Genomic DNA, 22033 nt, shown 5'->3' on the forward strand with positions numbered 1-22033 from the left:
ATGCCTCATGACCATTTCGGCGCGGGAATTGCTCGGCGAGTTGCTCGATCCCGGTTCGTTCGTGAGCTGGGATCGACCGCCGGTGCCGGTTGCCGCGTCGCCCGCCTACCGGGCGGAGCTGTCGGCTGCCGCGTCCGCATCGGGCATCGACGAGTCGGTGCTGACCGGGGAGGGGTTGCTGCGCGGACGGCGGGTGGCCGTGATCGCGTGCGAATTCGCTTTCCTCGCAGGCTCTGTCGGGGTGGCCGCGGCCGAGCGCATCGTGTCGGCGGTGGAGCGCGCGACCGAGCTGGGTCTGCCGCTGCTCGCGTCGCCGACCTCCGGTGGTACCCGAATGCAGGAGGGCACAGTCGCTTTCGTGCAGATGGTCAAGGTCGCGGGCGCGATCGCCGTGCACAAGGCGGCCGGGCATCCGTATCTGGTGTATCTGCGCGATCCGACCATGGGCGGCGTGTTCGCGTCGTGGGGTTCGCTGGGGCACATGACTTTTGCCGAGCCGGGCGCGCTGATCGGGTTCCTGGGGCCGCGGGTCTATCGGGCGCTCTACGGTCGCAAGTTCCCCGAGGGTGTGCAGACCGCCGAAAACCTTTACCGCAGTGGCGTTATCGACGGTGTGGTCCCGGTGCGGGTGTTCCGCCGGATCGCGCACCGGGTGCTGAGCGTGTGCTGCGATCCTCCGGCCGCGCTACCCGAGAAGCCTTCCACCCCAACGCAGCACGCGGCCGGGGTGGGTGCGTTCCTGGCGGGTCCGCAGGAGCGTGGCGGGCTGGCGGTGCTCGACACCGCGGAGGTGCACGCCTGGCAGACGGTGCTCATCTCCCGGCGCGGTGACCGTCCCGGCATTCGTGACCTGCTGCGGCATGTGACGGATCGGGTTCCGTTGTCCGGCACCGGTCAGGGCGAGCTGGATCGGACGGTCGCGCACGCGCTGGCCCGTTTCCGCGGTCAGCCGTGTGTGGTGTTCGGTCACGATCGGGCCGGGCAGTCGCCGGAGCACACCATGGGTCCGGCGGCTTTGCGGGAGGCGCGGCGCAGCATGCAGTTGGCTGCGCAGTTGCGGATCCCGCTGGTGTTGGTGATCGACACCGCGGGGGCGTCGTTGTCGCGGGAGGCGGAGGAGCGTGGGCTGGCGCCCGAGATCGCGCGCTGCCTGGCCGATCTGGTGACCCTGGATACGCCGACGGTGTCGGTGCTGCTCGGTCAGGGCAGTGGCGGTGGCGCGCTGGCCTTGATGCCCGCGGATCGGGTGCTGGCGGCCGCGAACGGCTGGCTCGCGCCGCTGCCGCCGGAGGGTGCGAGCGCGATCGTGCATCGTGACACCTGGCACGCGCCGCACCTGGCGGCCGCGCAGCGGATCCGGGCGGTGGATCTGGAGGCGGACGGCATCGTCGACCGGATCGTGCACGAGTATCCGGACGCGGCCGAGGAGCCGGTGGATTTCGCGCTGCGCATGGTGGAGGCGATCGCCGAGGAGTTGGCGGAGCTGACCGCGCTGCCCACCGAGAAGCTGCTGAGCGAGCGTCACCGTCGCTACCGCAGGCTCGGATTGCGGGACTGATCACACCGTTTCGCCTGGAAGCCAAGAGTTAGCCAGGCCCTTTCGCTGCTACGGTCGGAATGGTGACGTACCGCAGTGAGACCAGCTCCATCCCGGCCATCGTGCTGGCCGACGGCCAGATCATGCCCAAGCTCGGGTTCGGTGTGTACAAGGTGGCCGGGGACGAGGCGGTCTCGACCATCGTGACCGCGCTGGAGCTCGGGTATCGCAGCATCGACACCGCCGCCTTCTACGGCAACGAGGACGCGGTGGGCCGCGCGGTGCGGGAGTCGGGGCTGCCGCGCGACGAGGTGTTCGTCACCACCAAGCTGTGGAACGCCGACCACGGCTACGACGCGGCCCTGCGTGCGTTCGACGCGAGTCTGCAACGGCTGGGCCTGGATCGGATCGATCTGTTCCTGATCCACTGGCCGGTGCCGTCCGCGGACCTCTACGTCGACACCTTCCGGGCATTGCAGGCGCTCAAGCGGCAGGGCCGGGTGGTGTCGATCGGCGTCTCCAATTTCGACCGCGAGCATCTGGAACGCGTCATCGACGAGACCGGGGAGACCCCCGCGATCAATCAGATCGAGCTGCACCCGTATTTCGCGCAGTCGGAGTTGCGGGCCTTCCATGCCGCGCACGGCATCGTCACCGAGGCGTGGAGTCCGCTGGGGCGGGGCGCGGAGTTCAACGATTCGGTGATCATCGCGCTGGCCGACAAGTTGAATCGCACTCCGGCGCAGGTGATTCTGCGCTGGCACATGCAGCTGGGCAATGTCGCGATCCCGAAGTCGATGACCCCGGCGCGGATGGCGGAGAACCTGGCCGTCTTCGATTTCGAGCTCACCGGCCGGGAGATGACGCAGATCGCGGGCATCGACAAGGGCGCGCGGCAGGGTGGCGATCCGGCGGAGTTCGCGATGGACGCCCCGACCGCCTGAGTCCGCTCAATCAGCCTGTCGCGCAGCGAGTCCCAGGTATTCGGTGAGTTCGACCGCCGCGGCCCGCCCGGCCCGATTCGCGCCGATGGTGCTGGCTGACGGCCCGTAACCGATCAGGTGGATCCGCGGATCCGAGGCCACCTGGGTGGCGAGCCGCCCGGTCATGGTGATGCCGCCGCCGGGCCCGCGCAGGCGCAGTGGCGCGAGATGGTCCAGGGCACTGCGGAATCCGGTGGCCCACAGGATCACGTCGGCGCGCTGGAAGTCACCGTCCGCCCAGCGGATCCCGCCGGGCTCGATGCGGTCGAACATCGGCCGCCGTGCCAGCGCACCGCGTTCGCGCATGGCCCGCACCCGCGCGTCCTCGCGCAGTCCGGTCACCGAAACCACCGAGCCGGGCGGAAGTCCGCGCCGCACACGGTCTTCCACCATGGCGACGGCCGCGCGACCGTCCTCGGGCGCGAACCGACCGTCGCGGAACACCGGTTCGCGCCGGGTGACCCAGGTGGTCGCGGTGACCTGTGAGATCTCGTCCAGCAGTTGGATGGCGGTGATGCCGCCACCCACCACGACCACCTGCCGACCCTCGAATTCCCTTGCGCTGCGGTAATCGTGGGCGTGCAGCTGCTGTCCGGCGAACGTCTCGGCGCCCTTGTAGTACGGGATGAACGGCTTGTCCCAGGTGCCGGTGGCATTGACCAGCCCGCGCGTGGTCACCGGTTCCCCGGGCCGGATCTCGGCGTGCAGCAGCCCGTCGACCTGCTGATCGGGGCAGGTGGAGGCGGTGGCGCGGTCGCACACCACGGTCACCGTGACCGGCCGGTGCACGCGCAGATCGAAGCGTTTCTCGTAGAGCTCGAAGTAGTGCGGCACCGCGGTGGCGGCCTGCGCGTTCTCCGATCCCTCGGGCAGCGTCTCCTCGAACGACATGCCCGGTAGGTCGTGCACGCGGTTGACTGTGCTCAAAGTCAAAGAAGGCCACCGGAACTGCCACGCGCCGCCCGCCGCGGGTGCGTGGTCGACGATGAGAAAGTCCTGTTCGGGCCGTAATCCGAGGCGTTGGAGGTGGTAGCCGACGGACAGTCCGGCCTGCCCGGCACCGATCACAAGGATGTCGATATCGGGTGTCGCGATCACCGACCCGACGGTACGCCCACTTAGAGTGAGAACCGTTCAATGGGTAGACAGCGCAGGTGCGTGGACAGTGGGGAAGGGACAGATGCTGGGAGTCAGCCACGATGGTGAGGTCGTCACCATCGAACTGCAGCGTCCGGAACGCCGGAACGCACTCAATCTCGAGCTGATCGGACTGCTGCGCGCGGCGGTCGAGGAGGCCGCGGCGTCGGCCCGGGTGATCGTGCTGACCGGGGCGACGCCGCTGTTCAGCGCGGGCGCGGACCTGGACGGGGTGCACTCCGACGAGTTCCTCGACCAGCTGCTCGCCATGCTGCACACCATCGAAACGGTGCCGGTGCCGGTGATCTCCGCGATCAACGGCGGTGCGCTGGGCGCCGGGGTGCAGATCACCCTGGCCTCGGACCTGCGGGTGATGGAGGCGGGTTCGTTCCTCGCCGTTCCGGCCGCGAAACTCGGTATCTCCGTTGATCGTTGGACGGTGCGCCGACTATCGTCGCTGATCGGATCCGGTCCCGCGCGCACCATCCTGCTGGGCGCGGAACGTATTTCGGCCGAGGACGCCTACGCGTTCGGATTCGCCAATAAGATCGGCACGCTGCAGGACGCGCAGGCCTGGGCTCATCGGATCGCCGAGCTCGCCCCGCTGTCGCTGCGGCACATGAAGCTGGTCTTCAACGACGACGACACCCGCGGCGCGGACACCGAGGCTCAGCGCGCCGCGCTGGCCGCCGCGTGGAGCAGCGCCGATGCCCAGGAAGCTCGCGTGGCCCGGCAGGAGAAGCGGGTCGCGAAGTTCTCTGGCCGATGAAGGAGAAGCGCATGGCCGCGACTTCGCGGAAACTGGTAGGTATGGCAGCGGGTGCTTTCGGAATTTCCTGGTTGGTCCGGGCGGCGTGGGGGATTCCCTCCGCCATGGGGGCGTCGATCGCCGCGATCGCGCCGACCGCGCGCGGGGCGAGGACCTACCGCAACAAGCAGTTCCACAACACCGAGCCGAGCAGTCAGATCACCGGGTCGATGGCCGAGGTGCTCTATCAGCTGGCGACGCAGCGCAATCACGGCCGCCCGCCGGGCGCCATCCCGCTGGTGACGCCGGAGTTGCCGGCGCAGGCCGGGGATCTGGCGGTCACCTGGTACGGGCACGCCACCTGCCTGGTGGAGGTGGACGGCTACCGGGTGCTCACGGATCCGGTGTGGAGCGAGCGGGTTTCGCCGTCGCAGCTGGTCGGTCCGGCCCGGTTGCATCCGGTGCCGTCGGCGATCTCGGAGCTGCCGCCGCTGGACGCCATCCTGATCTCGCACGATCACTACGACCATCTGGATCAGGACACGGTGACCGCGCTGGTGGAGACCCAGCAGGCGGTGTTCATCGTGCCGATCGGCATCGGCGCGCATCTGCGGCACTGGAATGTGCCGGAGGCGCGGATCGTCGAATTGGATTGGGCCGCATCGGTTTCGCTCTCGGAGCTGGAGCGCGCGCACGATGACGGCACCGATCTGGTGATCACCTGTTCGGAGGCCAGGCATTTCTCGGGCCGCGGTCTGGTGCGCAACACCACGCTGTGGGCGTCGTGGTCGATCGCGGGTCCCACCCGCCGCGTCTATTTCGGCGGAGACACCGGTTACACCAAGGCTTTCGCGGAGGCGGGCGCCCGGCTGGGCCCGTTCGATCTGACCCTGCTGCCGATCGGCGCCTACGACCGGCACTGGCCGGATGTGCACATGAATCCGGAGGAGGCGGTGCGCGCGCACGCCGATCTGTGCGTGGGCGATCCGGGATACGGCGTGTTGGTGCCGATCCACTGGGCCACCTTCAATCTGGCCTTCCACGGCTGGTCCGAGCCGGTCACGCGAATGGTCGAGGCGGCGCGCCAGGCGGGAACCGAGGTCGCCGTGCCGAAGCCGGGGCAGCGGATCGACCCGATTGGCCTCCCACCACGGGATTCCTGGTGGGAAGATGTTCGCCAGTGACCGATTGACCGATTGACCGAGAGACAAGGAGCACTTGCTGTGAGTTTCATGGACACGCTCAAGGGCTTGGTCGGCAAGGGCAAGGAAGTGGCGGCCCAGAACGCCGACAAGATCGAGCAGGCCGTCGACAAGGCCGGCAGTGTGATCGACGAGAAGACCGGGGGCAAGTTCTCCTCCCAGATCGACAAGGGCGCGGAAGCCGTCAAGAACGCGATTCCGGCCGACGGCGCGGCGGCAGCGCCGACCGAAGCGGCTCCGGCCGCCGAGCCCGCACCCGCCGAGGCGGCGGCCGAACCCGCCCCGGAGCCGGCCCCGGCTGCGGAACCCGCCCCGGAAGGGGAACAGCCTCCGGCCTAGTCGTGCCGGTTGTCTTCACGGGCCGTCCGGGTCGGTGGCGTCCGCGCCGCTGACCCGCACGGCCCGTTGGGTTATCTAGACTGCTGCCATGAGGTCCCGCCGGGATTTCGGGGGCATCGAGGTTGGGCTGACCAACCTCGACAAGGTGCTGTACCCGGCAACGGGCACCACCAAGGGTGAGGTCATCGACTATTTCACCGCCGTCGCCCCCGCGCTGCTGCCGCATATCGCGCTGCGCCCGGTCACCCGCAAGCGCTGGCCGAACGGGGTGGACGAGCAGTCGTTCTTCGAGAAGAACCTGCCCGAGCACGCGCCGAAGTGGCTGGAGCGCAGGACCGTTCGGCATTCCGATCGGCCGGTGGTGTACCCGCTCATCGATACGGTCGCCGGGATGGCGTGGCTGGGTCAGCAGGCCGCGCTGGAACTGCATGTCCCGCAATGGTGTTTCGACGGCCCCGAGGTCGGGGATGTCACCCGCCTGGTCTTCGATCTGGATCCGGGTCCCGGGGCCGGGCTGGCGCAGTGCGCGGAGGTGGCGCTCATCCTGCGCGACGTGGTGCGCGAGGTGGGATTGACGGCGTTCCCGGTCACCAGCGGCTCCAAGGGAATTCACGTCTACGTCCCGCTGGATCGGGCGCTGGGACCCAACGGCGCGTCCGCGGTGGCCAAGCAGGTGGCCACCAACCTGGCCCAGCTGCGTCCCGAACTCGTCACCGCGACCATGGCCAAGTCGGCGCGCGGCGGCAAGGTGTTCCTGGACTGGAGTCAGAACAATCCGGCCAAGACCACCATCGCGCCGTACTCACTGCGCGGCCGCGCCGAACCGTGGGTGGCCGCGCCGCGTGCGTGGGAGGAGTTCGAACAGCCGGAACAGCTGCGGCACCTGCACTTCGGTGAAGTCCTGGAGCGCTGGCAGCGCGACGGCGACCTGCTCGCCGGACTGGACGCCGCGCCCGCACCGGATCGTCTCGACACCTACCGCTCCATGCGTGATCCGGCCCGCACTCCGGAACCTGTTCCGCCGCAACGGCCGTCGGCGAGCACCGATGACCGTTTCGTGGTGCAGGAGCATCACGCCCGCCGCCTGCACTGGGACTTCCGCCTCGAACGCGACGGTGTGCTGGTGTCCTGGGCGGTGCCCAAGGGTCCGCCGACGGATACCCACGAGAACCGGCTGGCCGTGCACACCGAGGATCATCCGCTGGAATACCTGTCCTTCCACGGCACGATTCCGCGCGGCGAGTACGGCGGTGGCGCGGTCACCCTCTGGGATACCGGCAGCTACGAAACCGAGAAGTGGCGCGACGACGAGGTCATCGTGTGGCTGCGCGGGGAGCGGCTGACGGGTCGGTACGCGCTGATCCGGACCAACGGCAATCAGTGGCTGATGCATCTGATGAAGGACCAGTCTCCACCCGGGGAAGTAGCGGACGCGCCGAGTGGCAATGGGGCACATCCGGTTTCGGCCGCCCGCCCGCCCGTGCCGCTGCCGCACGGACTCGCCCCGATGCTCGCCACCGCCGGTGACGTGACCACCCTGGACGCCGAACACTGGGCCTTCGAGACCAAATGGGACGGCTTCCGTTTGATCGCGGAGCTCGACGACGGCATCCTCACCCTGCGCAGCCGGGCCGGGCACGTGGTCACCGGCAAGTACCCCGGATTGTCGATACTGGGCACCGAATTGGCCGGGCACAGCGCGGTACTCGACGGCGAGGCGGTCGTGTTCGACGACCACGGCAGCGCGAATCTCGGTCTGCTGCGGGCGGATTCGGGCCGCGCGGTGTTCGTGGCCTTCGATCTGCTGTACCTCGACGGCACATCGCTGGTGCGCAAACGCTACGAGGACCGCCGCCGAGTATTGGAAGCCCTTGCCGCGCAATCATCTTCGCTCATCGTCCCGCCGCGCCTGACCGGCTCGGGAGCGGAAGCGCTGCGCTACAGCCAGGACCACGGCATGGAGGGCGTGATCGCCAAGCGCCGCGACTCGGTCTACCTACCCGGCCGCCGCGGCCAGTCCTGGATCAAGACCCGCAACTGGCGCACGCTGCCGGTGGTGATCGGCGGCTACCGCCGCTCCCAGGTGCGTCCGTTCGCCTCCCTGCTGGTGGGCGTCCCGCACGAGGGCAAGCTGAACTACCTGGGCCGCGTCGGCATCGGTTTCGGCGAGCAGGAGATGAGTGATCTGGCCATCCGCCTGCGTCGCCTGGAACGCGCCACCGTCCCCTTCGACAACGACCTCACCGCCGCGGAGCGCAAGGACGCGGTGTGGGTCACCCCGAAGCTAACCGGCACGGTCCGCTTCATGAACTGGACCGAGACCGGTCGCCTGTGGCATCCGGCCTGGATCCCCGGCGCGGACTGAATCCTGCGGCCGTCGGTGGAAGTCGTTCAGTGCGAAGGTGATTCGGCGAAGGCGGCGAGTCCGGCCCGCCAGGCGGCGGTCAGATCGGCGTCCTCGGGAAATCGGCCGTCGATCTCGAGACTCACCATGCCGTGCGCGAAGGCCCAGAGGGCGCGGGCCAGATCCGGATCTCCGCCGACGACCGCCGCGAGGGGGCGCGCGGACGCGGCTTCGAGACCGTCGGGCAGCAGATCCCGGCGCAGCGGCCGGTAGTTCATCAGCCGGTACAGGTGCGGGTGGGTCACGGCGTAGTCGCGGTAAGCCCGCGCCAGCTCCGGAAGTCCCTGTGCCGCCGCCGTTTCCAGGGCGTCGGCCAGTTCGGCGAAGGCGTCCGCGACGACCAGGGTTTCCAGGGCGGTCTTGTCCGGCACGTGCTTGTACAGCGAGGGCGCTTTGATGCCGAGCGCTTCGGCGACATTGCGCATGGTGAGCGCCTCGGGCCCACGGTCGTCGAGCAGCGCGCGAGCGGCCGCGGCGATCTGCCGCTGCCGCTCGGTGAGCGCCGAGTTGAGCTCAGCCACGGTTGAATCCGTCCTTGGTGCGCAGCCCGTATCCGGCCACCCGGTCGATGCCGATGTGCAGCATCCACGCCACCAGGAAGGTGAACAGCGCCGGGGCCTGCAACGGGCCGAAGCTGTAGGCGACCGCCAGCGCCAGGGGGATCCAGATGATGTGCGCCGCGTTGTAGAACGGCACCGCCTGTCGCGGCAGCTGCCCCTGCTGGACCGGATCCTTCGCGCCGATCGCCGCGAAGAAGGTCAGGTCGGGTGCGATGAGCCCGGCCGCCAGCGCGCCCCATGACCAGCCGCCGTGATTCACGCCTTCGAGGATGGCGAAGGCGGCCAGGAAGATCGTCACCGCGGCCCAGCCGAGCTTGCGCAGGATGGCGGGCAGACGGTGGGCGGTGGTGGCGTTGGCGATGGTGGTCATGGGACCCTCCGGGGCTTTCAGCAGGGGCTAACGTTGTTAGCCACCATGTTAAGGCTAACGCCGTTAGCCTGTCAACCCTGGTGGTGCGTGCCAGGTCGGGCGGCCATCGGCTCGATGGTGCCGCCGCGTCCGGCCTCGACGGTCGCCGGGTCGGGTGCGGGGTGGAAGCCGGGCAGGAACCGGTCGACGTACGGGATCATCACCTGGATCAGCGGCCCGATGGCGAACGCGTAGACCAGGGTGCCGACGCCGAGGCTGCCGCCGAGGATCCAGCCCACGCACAGCACGGTGGCCTCCAGCCCGGTTCGTACCATCCACACCGGTTTGCCGGTGCGCCGGACCAGTCCAGTCATCAGGCCATCGCGCGGCCCCGGCCCCATGCCCGCGCCGATGTAGAGCACGGTCGCGACGGCATTGAGCACCACCGCCGCCACCATCGCGCCGATCCGCAGCGCCAGGCCGTCCAGCTCCGGCAGCAGCCGCAGTCCCGCGTCCACCGCCACCCCGATCACCACCACGTTGCTGACCGTCCCCACGCCTGGCCTCTGCCGCAATGGAATCCACGCCAGCAGCACCAATGCCCCCGTGATCGCCACCACCGTGCCGAAACTCAGCGGCAGGTGGTCGGTCACGCCCTGATGGAAGACATCCCACGGATCGAGCCCGAGCGCCGCGCGAATCATCACGGCCATGGAGGTGCCGTACAACCAGAGTCCGACGGCCAGGGCGATGAGGCGGCGCAACAACATTGACCGAGCATGCGGGCAACTGGCTTGCAATCGCCAGATCCAGTTGTCAAGAGCTGGACCGCTATCTGGATATATTCTTCCCGGACTCCGCTATGTCGATCTCAACAGGCAGACCGGTCGCGACACCCGCAACGTCGTCGCTACGACGCGCGGGACGCCGTTGACCGCGCGAGATCGCGGAGTTAACTTGAGTTTTCCGATGCGCCTGAGTTTCTGATCGGCGCGGACAGCGAGCCCGTGGTGCCTGGAGCGTCGGTGGATACGACGCTGGAGGCGTGATGCGGCGGGATGACGCATGGTTCGGGGCAACCACCGGCGAGTTCGCGGAGGGTTCGCGGACGCGACCGTCCGGGTCACGGCACCGCCGAATATGGTTGCGCGCCTGGTTGATCGGTGCGGTGACGCTGCTGGCCGGAGCGCTGGTCATGCCGGGGACCCGGGCCGACATCCCGTTCCCCGACGACGATCCGTTCTACGCCGCCCCGATCGATCTGGGTGAGCACGCCGACGGTGACGTCCTCAACTCGCGTCCGATATCCGTACTGGGCCTGCCGCTTCCGGTGGCCGGGTGGCAATTGCAGTACCGCACCACCGGTTCCGACGATGCCGCCGACGCCGACATGGCCACCGTGCTGTCCCCGATCACGCCGTGGACCGGCGCGGGCGACCGGCCGCTGCTGTCGTATCAGATCGCCGAGGACAGTCTCGGAACCCGTTGCGCCCCATCGTTCGCGCTGCGCGGCGGCCGCGACTTCTCGATCGCCACCACCCTGCTCGACGTGCCGTTCCTGGCCGAGGTGCTGGCGCGCGGCTGGGCGGTGGTGGTCTCCGACTACGAGGGTCCACAGTCCCGCTTCTTCGACGGCGTGAATTCCGGCCGGGCCGTGCTGGACGGCGTGCGTGCCGCCAGATCCTTTGCACCCCTGGGTATCACGGCGGCCAGTCCACTGGGTGCCTTCGGCTACTCGGGCGGTGCCTTCGCCACCCTGTGGGCGATGCAGCTGCGGGCGAGCTACGCACCGGACCTGTGGTTCGCGGGGGTGACGTCCGGCGGTGTCCCCGCCGATATCCCGGCCATCGCACGCGGTGTGGACGGCGGATATCAGGCCGGACTGGCGGCCCTCATCCTGATCGCCTTGGCGCGTGACGATTCCGCGTCGGGACTGAGCGACGAACTCAACGACAACGGCCGGGCGCTACTGGCGCGGGAGGCCACCGCATGCGGCGGCGATCTGGTGGCGAGTCACCTGCAAGGACATGTCGACGACTACTCGAACACGCCGAATCTGCTGGAGAGCCAGGCGTTCCTGGCCGCCACCGGGCATCAGGAACTGGGCGGCTGGGCCCCCGACGTCCCGCTGTACCTGTACCACAGCACGTCCGACGACGTGGTCCCCGTGGCGGGCTTCAGCGCGCTGGTCGACCGCTACTGTGCGCTCGGCGCGAACCTCACCGCCGTGCATTCCGGTATCCCGGGCCACAATCCGGCCGCGATCGTGGAATCGACCGGAGCGATGAACTTCCTGGCGGACCGTTTCGCCGGTACCCCGGCCCCCGCCGGATGCAACGTTCGGTGACCCCCTGCCGTGCGGCGAAAAGGCCCGCACAGCAGGGGATTGCGATCAGTGGTCGCCGGGCTGCGCCCACCGGGAGGTGCCGGGCGCGGCGTTGAGGGCGTTGATCAGATCCATGCCCGCGATGAGCAGTGTCGGGCCGCCCACCACCAGGGTGCCGATGAGCGCACCGATACCGGCCGCGATCGGCACCGTGGCCAAACCGAAAGCACCGCCGATGAATCCGATGGCGCCGACGGCGGCCCCGATGGTCAGGCCGATGAAACTGCCTACGGCGGTGGCGATTCCGAACTGGCTGCTGAAATTGTTGAGGGCCCGCTGGTTTTCGTTGTTGGAGGCCACCGGGTGCAGCACCGGGGTGGCCGCGGCCACGTCCTTGACGGCGGTCAGCGACAGGGTCGCGCCGTTGTCGCTGATCGCGCCCGGCATCGGGTAGCTCAGGCCGTCCTGTTCGAAGGCCAGCGGCAGGCTCAGCACGGTAGCGCCCGAGCTGTCCTTGATTTCGGCTGTGCCGTCGGTCAATTCGAAGGTGCCGTTGGTGAGGGTGGTGACGACGGTGTTGCCGGCCAGGCTCGTGGTGTACCCGATGTCGGGTACGGCTGGGTCGGCGTGCGCGACGCCGGCTCCGGCGATGGCGACGGCGGTCACGACCGGTGCGGCGATCGCGGTGATCTTGCGCAGCATCATGGCTGTTCCAATCTTCATCAGGTTTTCGAGGCAACACATGGCTCGACGAAAAAGATTCCCCTCCCCGGAGTGAGCCCATGTCGCAAAGCAGCAACGCGTTCTACAGGAAGTACCGTAGCGCGCGTCACCGACAATCCGGCTATTTTTCGGCTCGAGAGCCTCAGATCAGTATTTCGACCGCGATCGCCACCGCGCAGAGCAGTCCGACCACGAGCAGCGCGACCGCGTCCGTGCGGCCCGGCGCGCCCGGCCGCGCGGTCAATTCGCCGGTGCCGCCGCGGGTGGTGATCGCCTCGCCGAGCTCCCCGGCCCGTCGGCTGGACACCGCCATGCTCGCGGTCAGGATGTCGACCAGCGGATTGTCCGATGCCCGCTGCGCGAGTGAGTCTTTGGGCCGCAGCTTGCGTGCGGCCCGCAGCACCCGCATTTCCTCGATGAGCAGCGGCAGCCCGCGCAGCGTCAGCGCCACCACGACGGCCCATTCGTCGACCGGAACCGAGTGCCGGACCCCGCCGCGGGTCCAGTGGATGCGCCGCAGCGGCGCACCGAGTTTGGCCAGTGCGGGCGCCACCGCGCCCATCGGCGTAGTCCAGGCAACCAGGAACGAGAAGCCCAGCAGCAGGAATCCGAACACGATCACCTGTGCGTACCGGGTCACCGCGCTCAGGCCCACCGGGGCGTTGATGGCCGCGCCGAGCGCGATGCCCGCCCACACCCACCACGGCAGTCGCGGCAGCGTGCCCACGGGCAGTTTCGCCAGCAGCCACACCAGGATCAGGAAGGCCGCGGTGCCGCCGAGCATCCACCAGTCGGGGATGAACATGAGCACCATGCTGACGGCGAAGACGCCGATCATTTTGGTGCCCGCCCAGAGTCGATGCACCACGCTGTCGCCCGGGACCTCGCGCAGGATGATGCCGCTCATCGAATGCCTCCGCTGATCTGCCGGACGGCGTCACCGCGGACGGTCGCGCCGGATTCGTCGTCGACGAGGCGTCCGTCGCGCAGGTGCACGGTGCGGTCGCAGACCGCCGCCATATCGGCCACGTCGTGTGAGATGACGATCAGGGTGAGCCCTGAATCCCGCAGCCGGGCAAGCAGTTCCACCACTCCGGCGCGGCTCTCCGGATCGAGTCCGGCCAGCGGTTCGTCCAGCACCACCACCTGCGGGTGGCTGGCCACGATGGCGGCCAGCACCACCCGTTTGGCCTGCCCGCCGCTGAGCTCCTCGACCGATCGCGAGGCCAGCGCCCGATCCAGGCCGACGGCGTCGAGCGCCTTGGCGACCGCGTAGGTGCCGCGCCCGCCCCAGTCCTCGATCTCCGAGCCCACGTCCTGGCGTTGCAGTTGCAGCCGGGAATGCTGAAAAGCCAGCTGCACCTTGCCGATTCGCTTGTGCACGGGCTTGCCGCCGCGGAAGTCGCGCAGCACGCAGCTGCCCGCGGTGGGGACGGTGAGTCCGGCCATGATCCAGGCCAGCGTGGACTTGCCGGATCCGTTGCCGCCGACCACCAGCAGCGCTTCACCGCGTCGTACGGTCAGGTCGATGTCGTGCAGGGCGGGCGCGTCCCACGGGGTGCCGGGGTGGTAAGTGTGTGAGACGCCGCGCAATTCGAGGACGGGGTCGCCGATGGGGCGGCGGCGGGGTTCGCGCGCCGGGCGCGGCCAGGCGGGCAGGTGCGCGACCGAGCGGCCGTCCCGCAGATGCACCACCCGGTCGGCGGCCGCGGCGTCGGCCTCGTGGTGGGTCACCAGCACCACCGCCATCGGATGCCGTCGCGGCAGCGCCGCCAGCAGTGCGACCAGGTCGCGTCGTCCCTGTGGATCGATCATCGAGGTGGCCTCGTCGGCCAGCAGCAGCGTGGGTTTGCGGGCCAGCGCGGCGGCGACGGCCAGCCGCTGCTGCTGTCCGCCGGACAGGGTGGCGGTTTCGCGCCCGCCCATTCCGGCCAGGCCGACCTCGCCGAGCAGTGCGTCGATGTCGACGGCCGCGGCGTCGGCGGTCGGCAGCCCCCACACCACGTCGTCGGCGACCAGGACGCCCAGGGTCTGGCTCTCGGGCCGCTGCAACACCATGGCGGTGCCGCCGAGCAGGCCCAGGCCCGCCGATCCGGGCCGGGTGACGGTGCCGCTGCTGGGCGGGCGGCCCGCGAGCAGCCGGGTGAGCGTGGACTTTCCGGATCCGTTGTGGCCGACGATGGCCACGAACTCGCCGACGTCGACGGTCAGGTCGATGTCGAGCAGCGCGTCGGTGCGCGCCCCGGGATAGCGAAAGCTGGCCTGCCGCAAGGTGACCGGCAGCGGGGCCACCGGCCGATCGTCGGCGGGCGCGTCGAGCAGGTCGTCGCGGCCGGGCAGCCAAGCCAGCCGGTCGAGCACCGATCCGAGCACGAACCAGGACACCACCCCGCTGACCGCCATGCCCGCGACGATGCCGCCGCCGATGAACAGCCACCACCAATGCAGCACGGTCTCGGTGAAATTCGCGACCGCGCGCCCGAGCGGTTCCAGTGCGGATTGTTTGGCGGCCAGGTTCTGAATGCCCTTGGCGGTATTGCGGATGCTGTCGAACAGCAGGTGCCGCGACTGCCCGAACACCAGCAGCGCGCCGACCGACAGCGTGGCCATGCCGAGCCCGGCCAGCGTCGAGAGTCCGAACACCGCGGGCAGTCCGCCGCGTCGCCGCTTGACCGTCCCGATGATGCCGCCGATCACGGCCACCCCGACCAGATTCGCCGCCGGCATCAGTCCCGCGGCGACGAAGGTCACCAGCGTGCCCGCGATGGTGGTGGCCAGCTGGGCCCGGAATCGATGGCGGTGCGCCAGCAATCCCATCGGCACCGCGGCCACCAGTTGCAGCGCCGCCGCGAACGGCACCAGCGACCCGATCGTCACCAGCCCGACGGTCGCGCCGCCCAGCACGGCGGCGGCCGCCAGTTCGATGGGGCGCAGCGGCCCGTGCGGCAGCGGCGGGGCGGACTTGCGGGCCACCCCGGCCGTGTCGGCCAGGGCTCCGCGTATCCGGTACGAATCGGTCACGCCTACCAGTCTGCCGTGTCCGAGGGGGTGCCCACCGCGTCCTCTCAACATCTCCACAGGGATCCGTCACGCCCGCCACATTCGGGCCGGGCCGGGCCGGGGTTTGCCTACCGGCTGCCGGCCGGTCCGAAGGTGTAGTCGGCCGGGCGAATCGTCCGGGTGCGGCGGCGGTAGCTGCGGGTGGTGCCCGGCCAATTGTTGGTGATGCGGCCCGAGGCCGTCCGATACCAGCTGGAGCAGAAATTCCAGGGCGTCCGGGCCAGTCGCTCCTGTAAAGCGGTGTTGTAGACCTGTTCCGCTTCGGTTTTCACCTCGAGCGCGTGCCCCGGTCGCTCGGCGAGCAGCTGTACGGCCCGGCGAATGTAGTGGGTCTGCGATTCGATCATGTAGATGATCGAGCCCACCCCGAGGTTGGTGTTGGGCCCGTAGACCATGAACAGATTGGGGAAGCCGGGCACGGTCAGACCCAGGTAGGCGTGCGCGCCGTCCGCCCACACCTCCGACAGGGTGATGCCGTCGCGGCCGCGAATCCGCATGGGCCACAGGAATTCCGTGCCCTTGAAGCCGGTGCCGTAGATGATGACGTCGGCCTCGTGCAGGACGCCGTCCGCGGTGCGCACGCCCTCCGCCACGATCTCGCTGATCGGCGTGGTCTCGAGTCGCACGTTCGGCTGGGTGAGCGCGGGGAAGTAGTCGTTGGAGAACAGTCCGCGCTTGCAGCCGATCGGATAGTCCGGGGTGAGCTTGGCGCGCAGCTCCGGGTCGGTGACCTGCTCCTCGAGGTGTTTCTCGGCCATCCGCGACACCATCCGCACGATGCCGGGGTATTCGACCAGCCCGAGCGCCACGAATTCGGCGATGGCCCACCACGAGAACCGTTCGGCCACCGGCATTCCCGGGATCCGGGCGAGGATCCGCTGATGGATCGGCTGATAGTCGGTGTCGAATTTGGGCAGCACCCAGGCGGCGGTGCGCTGGAACAGGGTCAGCCGCGCGGCCCCCGGCTGGATCTCCGGGATGTACTGGATGGCGCTGGCCCCGGTGCCGATGCAGGCCACCCGCCTGCCCTCGAGTTTCACGTCGTGGTCCCAGCGCGCGGAGTGGAACGACTCTCCGGCGAAGCGGTCGAGGCCGGGGATGTCCGGCAGGGCGGGGCGGGAGAGCTGTCCGACCGCGGAGATGAGGATGTCGGCGGTGCGGGTCACGCCATCGGACGTGTGCACCTGCCACTGCCCGGTGTGCTGGTCGTAGTCGGCGTCGGTGACGTCCGCGCCGAACACCACGGAGTCGGTCAGCCGATGCGCTCCGGCGACCCCGTGGATGTAGGCGACGATGTCTTCGCGGGTCGAATAGCGTTGCCGCCATTTCGGTTTGGGTTCACTGGCGTACGAGTACAGCGGCGACGGCACATCGCAGGCGGCCCCCGGATAGGTGTTCTCCCGCCACACCCCGCCCAGGTCGGCGGCCCTTTCCAGGATGGTGAACTCGCGGAAGCCGTTGCGCTGCAATTCGATCGCCATACCCAGGCCGCCGAACCCCGCGCCGATGATGATGATCGACGGCATGTGGTGCTCCTCACATCGAAGACTGTTCTTCAGGGTAGAAGCGGTCACCGGATTTGGTGGGCGAGATAATCGAGAATTTCGGCCATAATCGGATGATGAGCACGGTGCAGGAGGCGGGAATCCGCGACTGGGACTTCCCGCGCGGGGTGGCGAGCGTGGCACTGATGGCGGGTTTCGCGCGGGAGCACGGGGTGCCGACCGCGCGCATTCTGCAGGGCAGCGGACTGGGGGAGCGGCAGCTCATCGACCCGGACGCGCAGATCGACGCCCATACCGAACTCGCGGTGATCCGGAACCTGGTGCGCGAGTTGGGGGACCGGCCCAACCTCGGATTGGAGGTCGGGCGGCGCTACCGGATCACCACCTTCGGGATCTTCGGCTTCGCCTGCGTCTCGAGCCCCACCCTCGGCGAGGCCATCGCCTTCGCGCTGCGCTACCTGGAGCTGAGCTTCACCTTCTGCATTCCGGCGGCCCGCTGGCGGCCCGGCGAATTCGTGGCCCGCATCCACGACGAGCGGGTGCCCGCCGACGTGCGCCGCTTCCTGGTGGAGCGCGACGTCACCGCCATGTACCAGATGCTCTCGGACCTGCTGGGTCGCCATGTCGAGCTGCTGCGCGCCGAATTCGACTTCGCGTCGCCGTCGAATCTGGACCTGTACACCGAAATCTATGGTCTGCGACCGACTTTCGAGCAGGAGCACAACCTGTTCACGCTCGACCCGGCACTGCTGGAGCAGCCGCTGCCGCAGGCCAACGAGCACACCTGGGCCATGTGCCTGGCCCAGTGCCGGGAGCTGGTGTCGCGGCGGCGGGCCCGCACCGGCATCGCCGCCGAGGTGCGCGAACTACTGGTGCCACGCGGCGGCCTGGACGGTTACGCGGTGCCGCCCGGAATCGACGCGGTGGCAAGGGATCTGAACATGAGCACCCGCACCCTGCGCCGTCATCTGGACGCGGCGGGCACCAGCTACCGCCAGCTGCTCGACGAGGTGCGCCGCGCGCTGTCGGAGGAAATGCTCACCGCCACACCGCTTTCGGTGAGCGATGTGGCGATCCGGCTCGGCTACGCGGAGGCGTCGACCTTCATCCACGCCTTCAAACGCTGGACCGGCACCACCCCGTCGGCCTACCGGCGCGGCGCGATCACCCCGCCCGCGCGCCGCTGAACGCTATTCCTCGGGCGAGCCGAGCCTGCCGCGCACGGACAGCGGCCGGAACATCGACAGCAGTCGCCCGTCGGTGATCGAGTGGAAGATCAGCGCCGGGTCCGGCGCGAAGTCGATCGGCACGTGTCCCGGTGCGGCCGTTTCCCATTCGCCGCCGATGGTCGACGCCACGCTCGGCGCGACGATCAGCGGTTTGCCCGCGAACTGGGTCATCAGCCCGGAATGCACGTGCCCGGTGAGGACGGCGGCGATGCGGTCGTCGCCCGCCACGATCTCGGCCAGCCGCTCCGGATTGCCGAGCCGGATGGGATCCACCACGGTCGAGTGCACCGCGACCGGCGGATGGTGCATGGCCACCAGCACCGCGTCGTCGGCGGGGGTGGCGGCCAGCAGGTCGGCCAGAAAGGTGAAGGTCTGTTCCTCGAGGAAGCCGTCCGGCTTGCCCGGAATGCTGGAGTCCAGCAGGGCCAGGGTGAGTCCGGGCACGCGAAAGGACTGGTTGATCGGGTCGTAGCCGGTGCTGCCCGGGAACAGCACCTCGCGCATGGCGGCGCGGTCGTCGTGATTGCCCGGGAGGATCAGCACCGGGACATCGGCGACCAGGGTGGCTCGCGCCTGCTGGTATTCGCCGGTTTCGCCGCGGTCGGCGATATCGCCGGTGACGATGATGACGTCGGGGCGCTGCGGCAGCTCGGCCAGGAAGGCCATCACCCGTTCTGCGCGTTGGACATTGCGTGCGCCCAGATCGAAATGGGTGTCACTGAGCTGAGCCAGCAGAACCATCGGCGTTCGCTTTCTGTAAAGGCCGCATCGTTGCGCCCGAGGCTGCCGCCCGCACCGCGGCACCTCATTCAGGCTAAATGACCTGCCCGGATACCGCCTTCGTGAGACCCGCCACGCTATATAGCGAACCGATATCAATGACCTTCGACTGTGGCCCGCGTCATGAGTTCGCCTGCGCGGCTCAATAGTTGCCGGGGGTCGCCCACCGCGGGCAGTCCGCCGATTTGCCAGAAGTCGGCTCCGGGCTCGGCCTCCAGCTCGAGCACGCCGCCGGGCCGCCAGTCCGCGTCCAGGCCGAGTCGCCACGAATGCAGATGGGTGCGCGCCACGCTGCCGGAGCGATCGAAGAGCGGATCACCGGCGATGGCATGCCCGATCCAGGCCAGGTGCACGCGGATCTGATGCCGCCGCCCGGTGATCGGCCGCAGCGCCAGCACGGTGTGCGATGCGGTGGCGGCGACGGTGACGAACTCGGTGACCGACGGATACGACTTGCCCGCCAGCACATCCCGCGGGTCGACCAGCCAGGTGTCGCCCTCGCGCCGGATCAGCTCTCGGGGCGCGGCGATCCGCACCCGGTTCTTGCGGCCGACGCTCAACGGCAGATCGATGACGCCGCGTTCGGGCAGCCCGGTGGATTCGGTGACCGCCAGGTACGCCTTGCGCGCGGTGCGCTTGTTGAACTGCCGGGTCAGCTGCCCGTGCGCGGGCAGCTGCTTGGCCAGCAGCACCAGCCCCGAGGTCACCTTGTCGATGCGGTGCACCGGATAGAGCGTCTCGCCCTGTGCGGCAGCCATTTCCACCATGTCGGTGTCGTGGCGTTCACCGGTCACCGAGATGCCCGCGGGCTTGTTCAGGGCGAGGATCGCCTCGTCCTCGGTGATCAGGCACTGTTCACGCAGTCGCGGCCAAGCTGTCTCCACCCGCTCCAGGGTAGTGAGCGCTCAGCGGGTGGCCCGCTCCAGCTCCGCGAGTCCGTTCTCCAGGTGGTCGACGACGCGATCGAGATCGGGGATGGTGCGGCGGCAGCCGACCAGTCCGAAATCGAGGTGGTCGCCGTTGGTGGTGAGGGTGATGTTCATGGCCTGCGACTCGAACGGAATCGACAGCGGATAGTTGGCGTCCAGCCGCGCGCCCTGCATGTACACCGGCTTGCGCGGACCCGGCACGTTCGAGATGACGAGGTTGAACGGCATCCGCGGCAGCGCCTCGAACCCCGGGATCAGCGAAACGCCCAGCGGCGTCATGAGAGCCGCCGACAGCAGCATCGCCTCCAGCTTCGGCAGCTGCGTGAAGACCTGTTTGGCATCGCGCATGGAGGTGGTGATGGCTTCCAGCCGCGCCACCGGATCCGCGATGTGGGTGTTGAGGTTGGCCAGGCAGGCCGCGACCATATTGCCTTCGGACGCATCGGATTCCGCGGCGCTGCGCACGTTCACCGGCACCATGGCGATGAGCGGTTCGTCGGGCAGCGCGTTGTGGTCGAGCAGGTAGCCGCGCAGGGCGGCGGCGCTCATGGCCAGCACCACGTCGTTGACGGTCGCGCCGGTGGCCCGGCGGACATGGTTGATGCGTTCCAGCGGCCACGACCGCACCTCGACCCGGCGCGCGCCGCCGATGGAGACGTTGAACGGGGTGCGCGGGGCGGTCATCGGCAGGGTGAGGCGGCCGTCGAGCGCGCCCCGCAACGGTGCGGCAATCGACCCGGCGCCGCGCAGGATTCGCGGCAGTGCCCGGCTCGCCTGGGTCAGCGGGCTCACCGGCTCCGGGGAGTCGTCGCGAACCACCGGCGGCGTCACCCACGGGACGTTGACGTGGGTGTCGAGCGGGTCGTCGGTGAGGGTGCGTTGCAGCAGCCGCATGGCCGAGACGCCGTCGATGAGCGCGTGGTGCATCTTCATGTAGATCGCGAAACGGCCGTCGGACAGGCCCTCGATCAGCCGGGCCTCCCACAGCGGGCGGTGGCGGTCGAGCAGGATGCCGTGCAGGCGTTCGGTGAGATCCAGCAGATCACCCATGCCGCCGGGGGCGGGCAGGGCGGATCGGCGCAGGTGGTAATTGAGATCGACGGTTTCGGCATGGTTCCAGGCGACGCTGGAGAAGCCGCCGAAGCGGCGACTGGGGTGGCGTCGGAAACGGGTGCGCACATCGGTCTTCGCGGCCATCGCCTCGAAGAGCTGCTGGGTGAATTCGGGTCCCGCGTCCGCCGGGGGCTCGAACAGTTGCAGACCGCCCACGTGCATCGGATGCTCGCGGGATTCGATGGCCAGGAAGATAGCGTCGAGAGGGTTGAGAAGGTCCATCGGAGTCGCCTAAACCGCTTGGGCAGAGCTGCCCGGAGTGGACGGGTTCGGCGACGCTGCCCCCCGCTGCGTGAACAGTGAATCAGGTTATCACTCTACTGGATTCGCCATTGCCCGTGCGGTCGAGCGTAAACATCAGGCAATGGCGTCGCGTGTCTGCTCCAGGTTTGCCCGGGAGGCGAAGGTCATGGCCAGCACGGTGCGGCGGCCGTGCGTGAACGGGTGCACCCGGTGCAGGGTGGTGTCGGTGCGCATCAGGTACAGATCGCCGGGGTGCAGTTCCCAGGAGTGAATCGGGTTGCGCGTCAAGGTCCGGTAGACGTCGTGATGGTCCCAGTCGCGGTCGGTGTGCGCCACCGTCTGCACGAATCCGCCCTCCTCCAGTGGCGGGCACTCCACGATCAGCACGAGGGTGAAAGCGTGCTGCTCCCAATGCCATTGGCCCGCCGAGTCGTCGTGATGGGCGCGGCTGACGGTGAAGCGATGGCAGCCGGGGAACGGCAGCACGGGTTCCGCGGCGATCACGGACAGGTTGTCGCGCAAGGATTCACAGTCGTAGAGCTGGGGGATGGCGGGCGCGTGCGCGGTGACCTCCGGCTCGTCGAGGTCGACCGGGCGGCGCGGGAGGTCCTGGGCCTCGGGCAGCCGTTCACCCCACTGCCGGTGGTGGTCGAGCACGGTGAGCGCCTCGGCGGCCAGCATGCGCCTGACCCGGTACGGAAGCAGGAAGCTCAGCCGGGCTATTCCGGTCTCCGCCAAGCGGTTCCGGGCATGGCCCAGGGCATCGGTGTCCACGCGCCGCAGGTGTTTGTGTGCCATGTCGAGCGTGCTGTGTGACTGCATCGCGCACGTCCTTCCACCCGGTCGCCGCGCGGGGCGGCCGACCG

At 69.1% G+C, this 22033-nt stretch carries 20 protein-coding genes; 8 read left to right on the plus strand and 12 right to left on the minus strand.

From position 1 onward, the window contains the following. Window positions 1-7 precede the first annotated feature (7 nt). Complete coding sequence (locus tag OG300_RS35765) at window positions 8-1558, plus strand: carboxyl transferase domain-containing protein (RefSeq protein ID WP_405488742.1); 1551 nt, start codon at window positions 8-10, stop codon at window positions 1556-1558. A gap of 62 nt (window positions 1559-1620) precedes the next feature. After that, window positions 1621-2481: an aldo/keto reductase gene (locus tag OG300_RS35770; RefSeq protein ID WP_405488744.1), complete on the plus strand. Its 861-nt coding sequence runs from the start codon at window positions 1621-1623 to the stop codon at window positions 2479-2481. Window positions 2482-2487: 6 nt separating this feature from the next. On the opposite strand, the gene OG300_RS35775 is transcribed toward OG300_RS35770, so the two are convergent. Next, window positions 2488-3618, minus strand: a complete 1131-nt coding sequence (locus tag OG300_RS35775) for an NAD(P)-binding domain-containing protein (RefSeq protein WP_405488746.1) — start codon at window positions 3616-3618, stop codon at window positions 2488-2490. Between the two features lie 82 nt (window positions 3619-3700). Here OG300_RS35775 and OG300_RS35780 point away from each other — a divergent pair, with 82 nt between their 5' ends. The 4 genes from OG300_RS35780 (at window position 3701) to OG300_RS35795 (ending at window position 8311) form a co-directional block, all read left to right on the plus strand. Further along, window positions 3701-4426, plus strand: coding sequence for an enoyl-CoA hydratase (locus tag OG300_RS35780; RefSeq protein WP_405498814.1), 726 nt, complete (start codon window positions 3701-3703; stop codon window positions 4424-4426). A gap of 11 nt (window positions 4427-4437) precedes the next feature. After that, window positions 4438-5589, plus strand: coding sequence for an MBL fold metallo-hydrolase (locus OG300_RS35785; protein WP_405488748.1), 1152 nt, complete (start codon window positions 4438-4440; stop codon window positions 5587-5589). Between the two features lie 48 nt (window positions 5590-5637). Next, window positions 5638-5946, plus strand: a complete 309-nt coding sequence (locus OG300_RS35790) for an antitoxin (RefSeq protein ID WP_405498815.1) — start codon at window positions 5638-5640, stop codon at window positions 5944-5946. Between the two features lie 88 nt (window positions 5947-6034). After that, the gene (locus tag OG300_RS35795) at window positions 6035-8311 is read left to right on the plus strand and encodes an ATP-dependent DNA ligase (RefSeq protein ID WP_405488750.1); all 2277 of its coding nucleotides are present in this window, start codon (window positions 6035-6037) and stop codon (window positions 8309-8311) included. 26 nt (window positions 8312-8337) lie between these two features. Here OG300_RS35795 and OG300_RS35800 read toward each other — a convergent pair whose 3' ends face one another. The 3 genes from OG300_RS35800 to OG300_RS35810 all read right to left on the minus strand — a co-directional run bounded on the left by OG300_RS35800 (window position 8338) and on the right by OG300_RS35810 (window position 10029). Beyond that, window positions 8338-8871: a TetR/AcrR family transcriptional regulator gene (locus OG300_RS35800; RefSeq protein ID WP_405488752.1), complete on the minus strand. Its 534-nt coding sequence runs from the start codon at window positions 8869-8871 to the stop codon at window positions 8338-8340. After that, window positions 8864-9280, minus strand: coding sequence for a DUF4260 family protein (locus OG300_RS35805; RefSeq protein ID WP_405488754.1), 417 nt, complete (start codon window positions 9278-9280; stop codon window positions 8864-8866). Before OG300_RS35805 ends, OG300_RS35800 begins: the two co-directional genes overlap by 8 nt. A 71-nt stretch (window positions 9281-9351) precedes the next feature. After that, window positions 9352-10029, minus strand: coding sequence for a YitT family protein (locus tag OG300_RS35810; RefSeq protein WP_405488756.1), 678 nt, complete (start codon window positions 10027-10029; stop codon window positions 9352-9354). 278 nt (window positions 10030-10307) lie between these two features. Between OG300_RS35810 and OG300_RS35815 the strand changes: the two genes are divergently transcribed. Next, on the plus strand, window positions 10308-11606 hold the full coding sequence (locus OG300_RS35815; protein ID WP_405498816.1) for a lipase family protein: 1299 nt from the start codon (window positions 10308-10310) through the stop codon (window positions 11604-11606). 45 nt (window positions 11607-11651) lie between these two features. Here OG300_RS35815 and OG300_RS35820 read toward each other — a convergent pair whose 3' ends face one another. The 4 genes from OG300_RS35820 to OG300_RS35835 all read right to left on the minus strand — a co-directional run bounded on the left by OG300_RS35820 (window position 11652) and on the right by OG300_RS35835 (window position 16894). Next, a complete protein-coding gene (locus OG300_RS35820; protein ID WP_405488758.1) occupies window positions 11652-12308 on the minus strand; it encodes an ammonium transporter in 657 nt (218 codons plus the stop codon). Window positions 12309-12450: 142 nt separating this feature from the next. Beyond that, window positions 12451-13215 carry an energy-coupling factor transporter transmembrane component T family protein gene (locus OG300_RS35825; RefSeq protein ID WP_405488760.1) on the minus strand — a complete coding sequence of 255 codons (765 nt, stop codon included), beginning with the start codon at window positions 13213-13215 and terminating at the stop codon, window positions 12451-12453. After that, the gene (locus tag OG300_RS35830; protein ID WP_405488762.1) at window positions 13212-15329 is read right to left on the minus strand and encodes an ATP-binding cassette domain-containing protein; all 2118 of its coding nucleotides are present in this window, start codon (window positions 15327-15329) and stop codon (window positions 13212-13214) included. The genes OG300_RS35825 and OG300_RS35830 overlap by 4 nt, the downstream gene beginning before the upstream one ends. Window positions 15330-15436: 107 nt before the next feature. Further along, on the minus strand, window positions 15437-16894 hold the full coding sequence (locus tag OG300_RS35835; protein WP_405488764.1) for a flavin-containing monooxygenase: 1458 nt from the start codon (window positions 16892-16894) through the stop codon (window positions 15437-15439). Between the two features lie 95 nt (window positions 16895-16989). On the opposite strand from OG300_RS35835, the gene OG300_RS35840 reads away from it, so the two are divergent. Further along, on the plus strand, window positions 16990-18060 hold the full coding sequence (locus OG300_RS35840) for an AraC family transcriptional regulator (protein WP_405488766.1): 1071 nt from the start codon (window positions 16990-16992) through the stop codon (window positions 18058-18060). A gap of 3 nt (window positions 18061-18063) precedes the next feature. On the opposite strand, the gene OG300_RS35845 is transcribed toward OG300_RS35840, so the two are convergent. From OG300_RS35845 to OG300_RS35860, 4 genes are all read right to left on the minus strand, one after another. Beyond that, window positions 18064-18843 (minus strand): metallophosphoesterase, encoded by a 780-nt coding sequence (locus OG300_RS35845; RefSeq protein ID WP_405488768.1) that lies wholly within the window; start codon window positions 18841-18843, stop codon window positions 18064-18066. A gap of 134 nt (window positions 18844-18977) precedes the next feature. After that, window positions 18978-19766 carry an RluA family pseudouridine synthase gene (locus tag OG300_RS35850; protein WP_405488770.1) on the minus strand — a complete coding sequence of 263 codons (789 nt, stop codon included), beginning with the start codon at window positions 19764-19766 and terminating at the stop codon, window positions 18978-18980. Window positions 19767-19787: 21 nt separating this feature from the next. Beyond that, window positions 19788-21146, minus strand: coding sequence for a WS/DGAT/MGAT family O-acyltransferase (locus OG300_RS35855; protein ID WP_405488772.1), 1359 nt, complete (start codon window positions 21144-21146; stop codon window positions 19788-19790). A 135-nt stretch (window positions 21147-21281) separates the two neighbouring features. Beyond that, entirely contained in the window at window positions 21282-21989 is a 708-nt protein-coding gene (locus OG300_RS35860) for a hypothetical protein (RefSeq protein ID WP_405488774.1), read from the minus strand. Between the last annotated feature and the right edge of the window lie 44 nt (window positions 21990-22033).

The organism is Nocardia sp. NBC_00511 (assembly GCF_045161165.1).
Lineage (GTDB): Bacteria > Actinomycetota > Actinomycetes > Mycobacteriales > Mycobacteriaceae > Nocardia.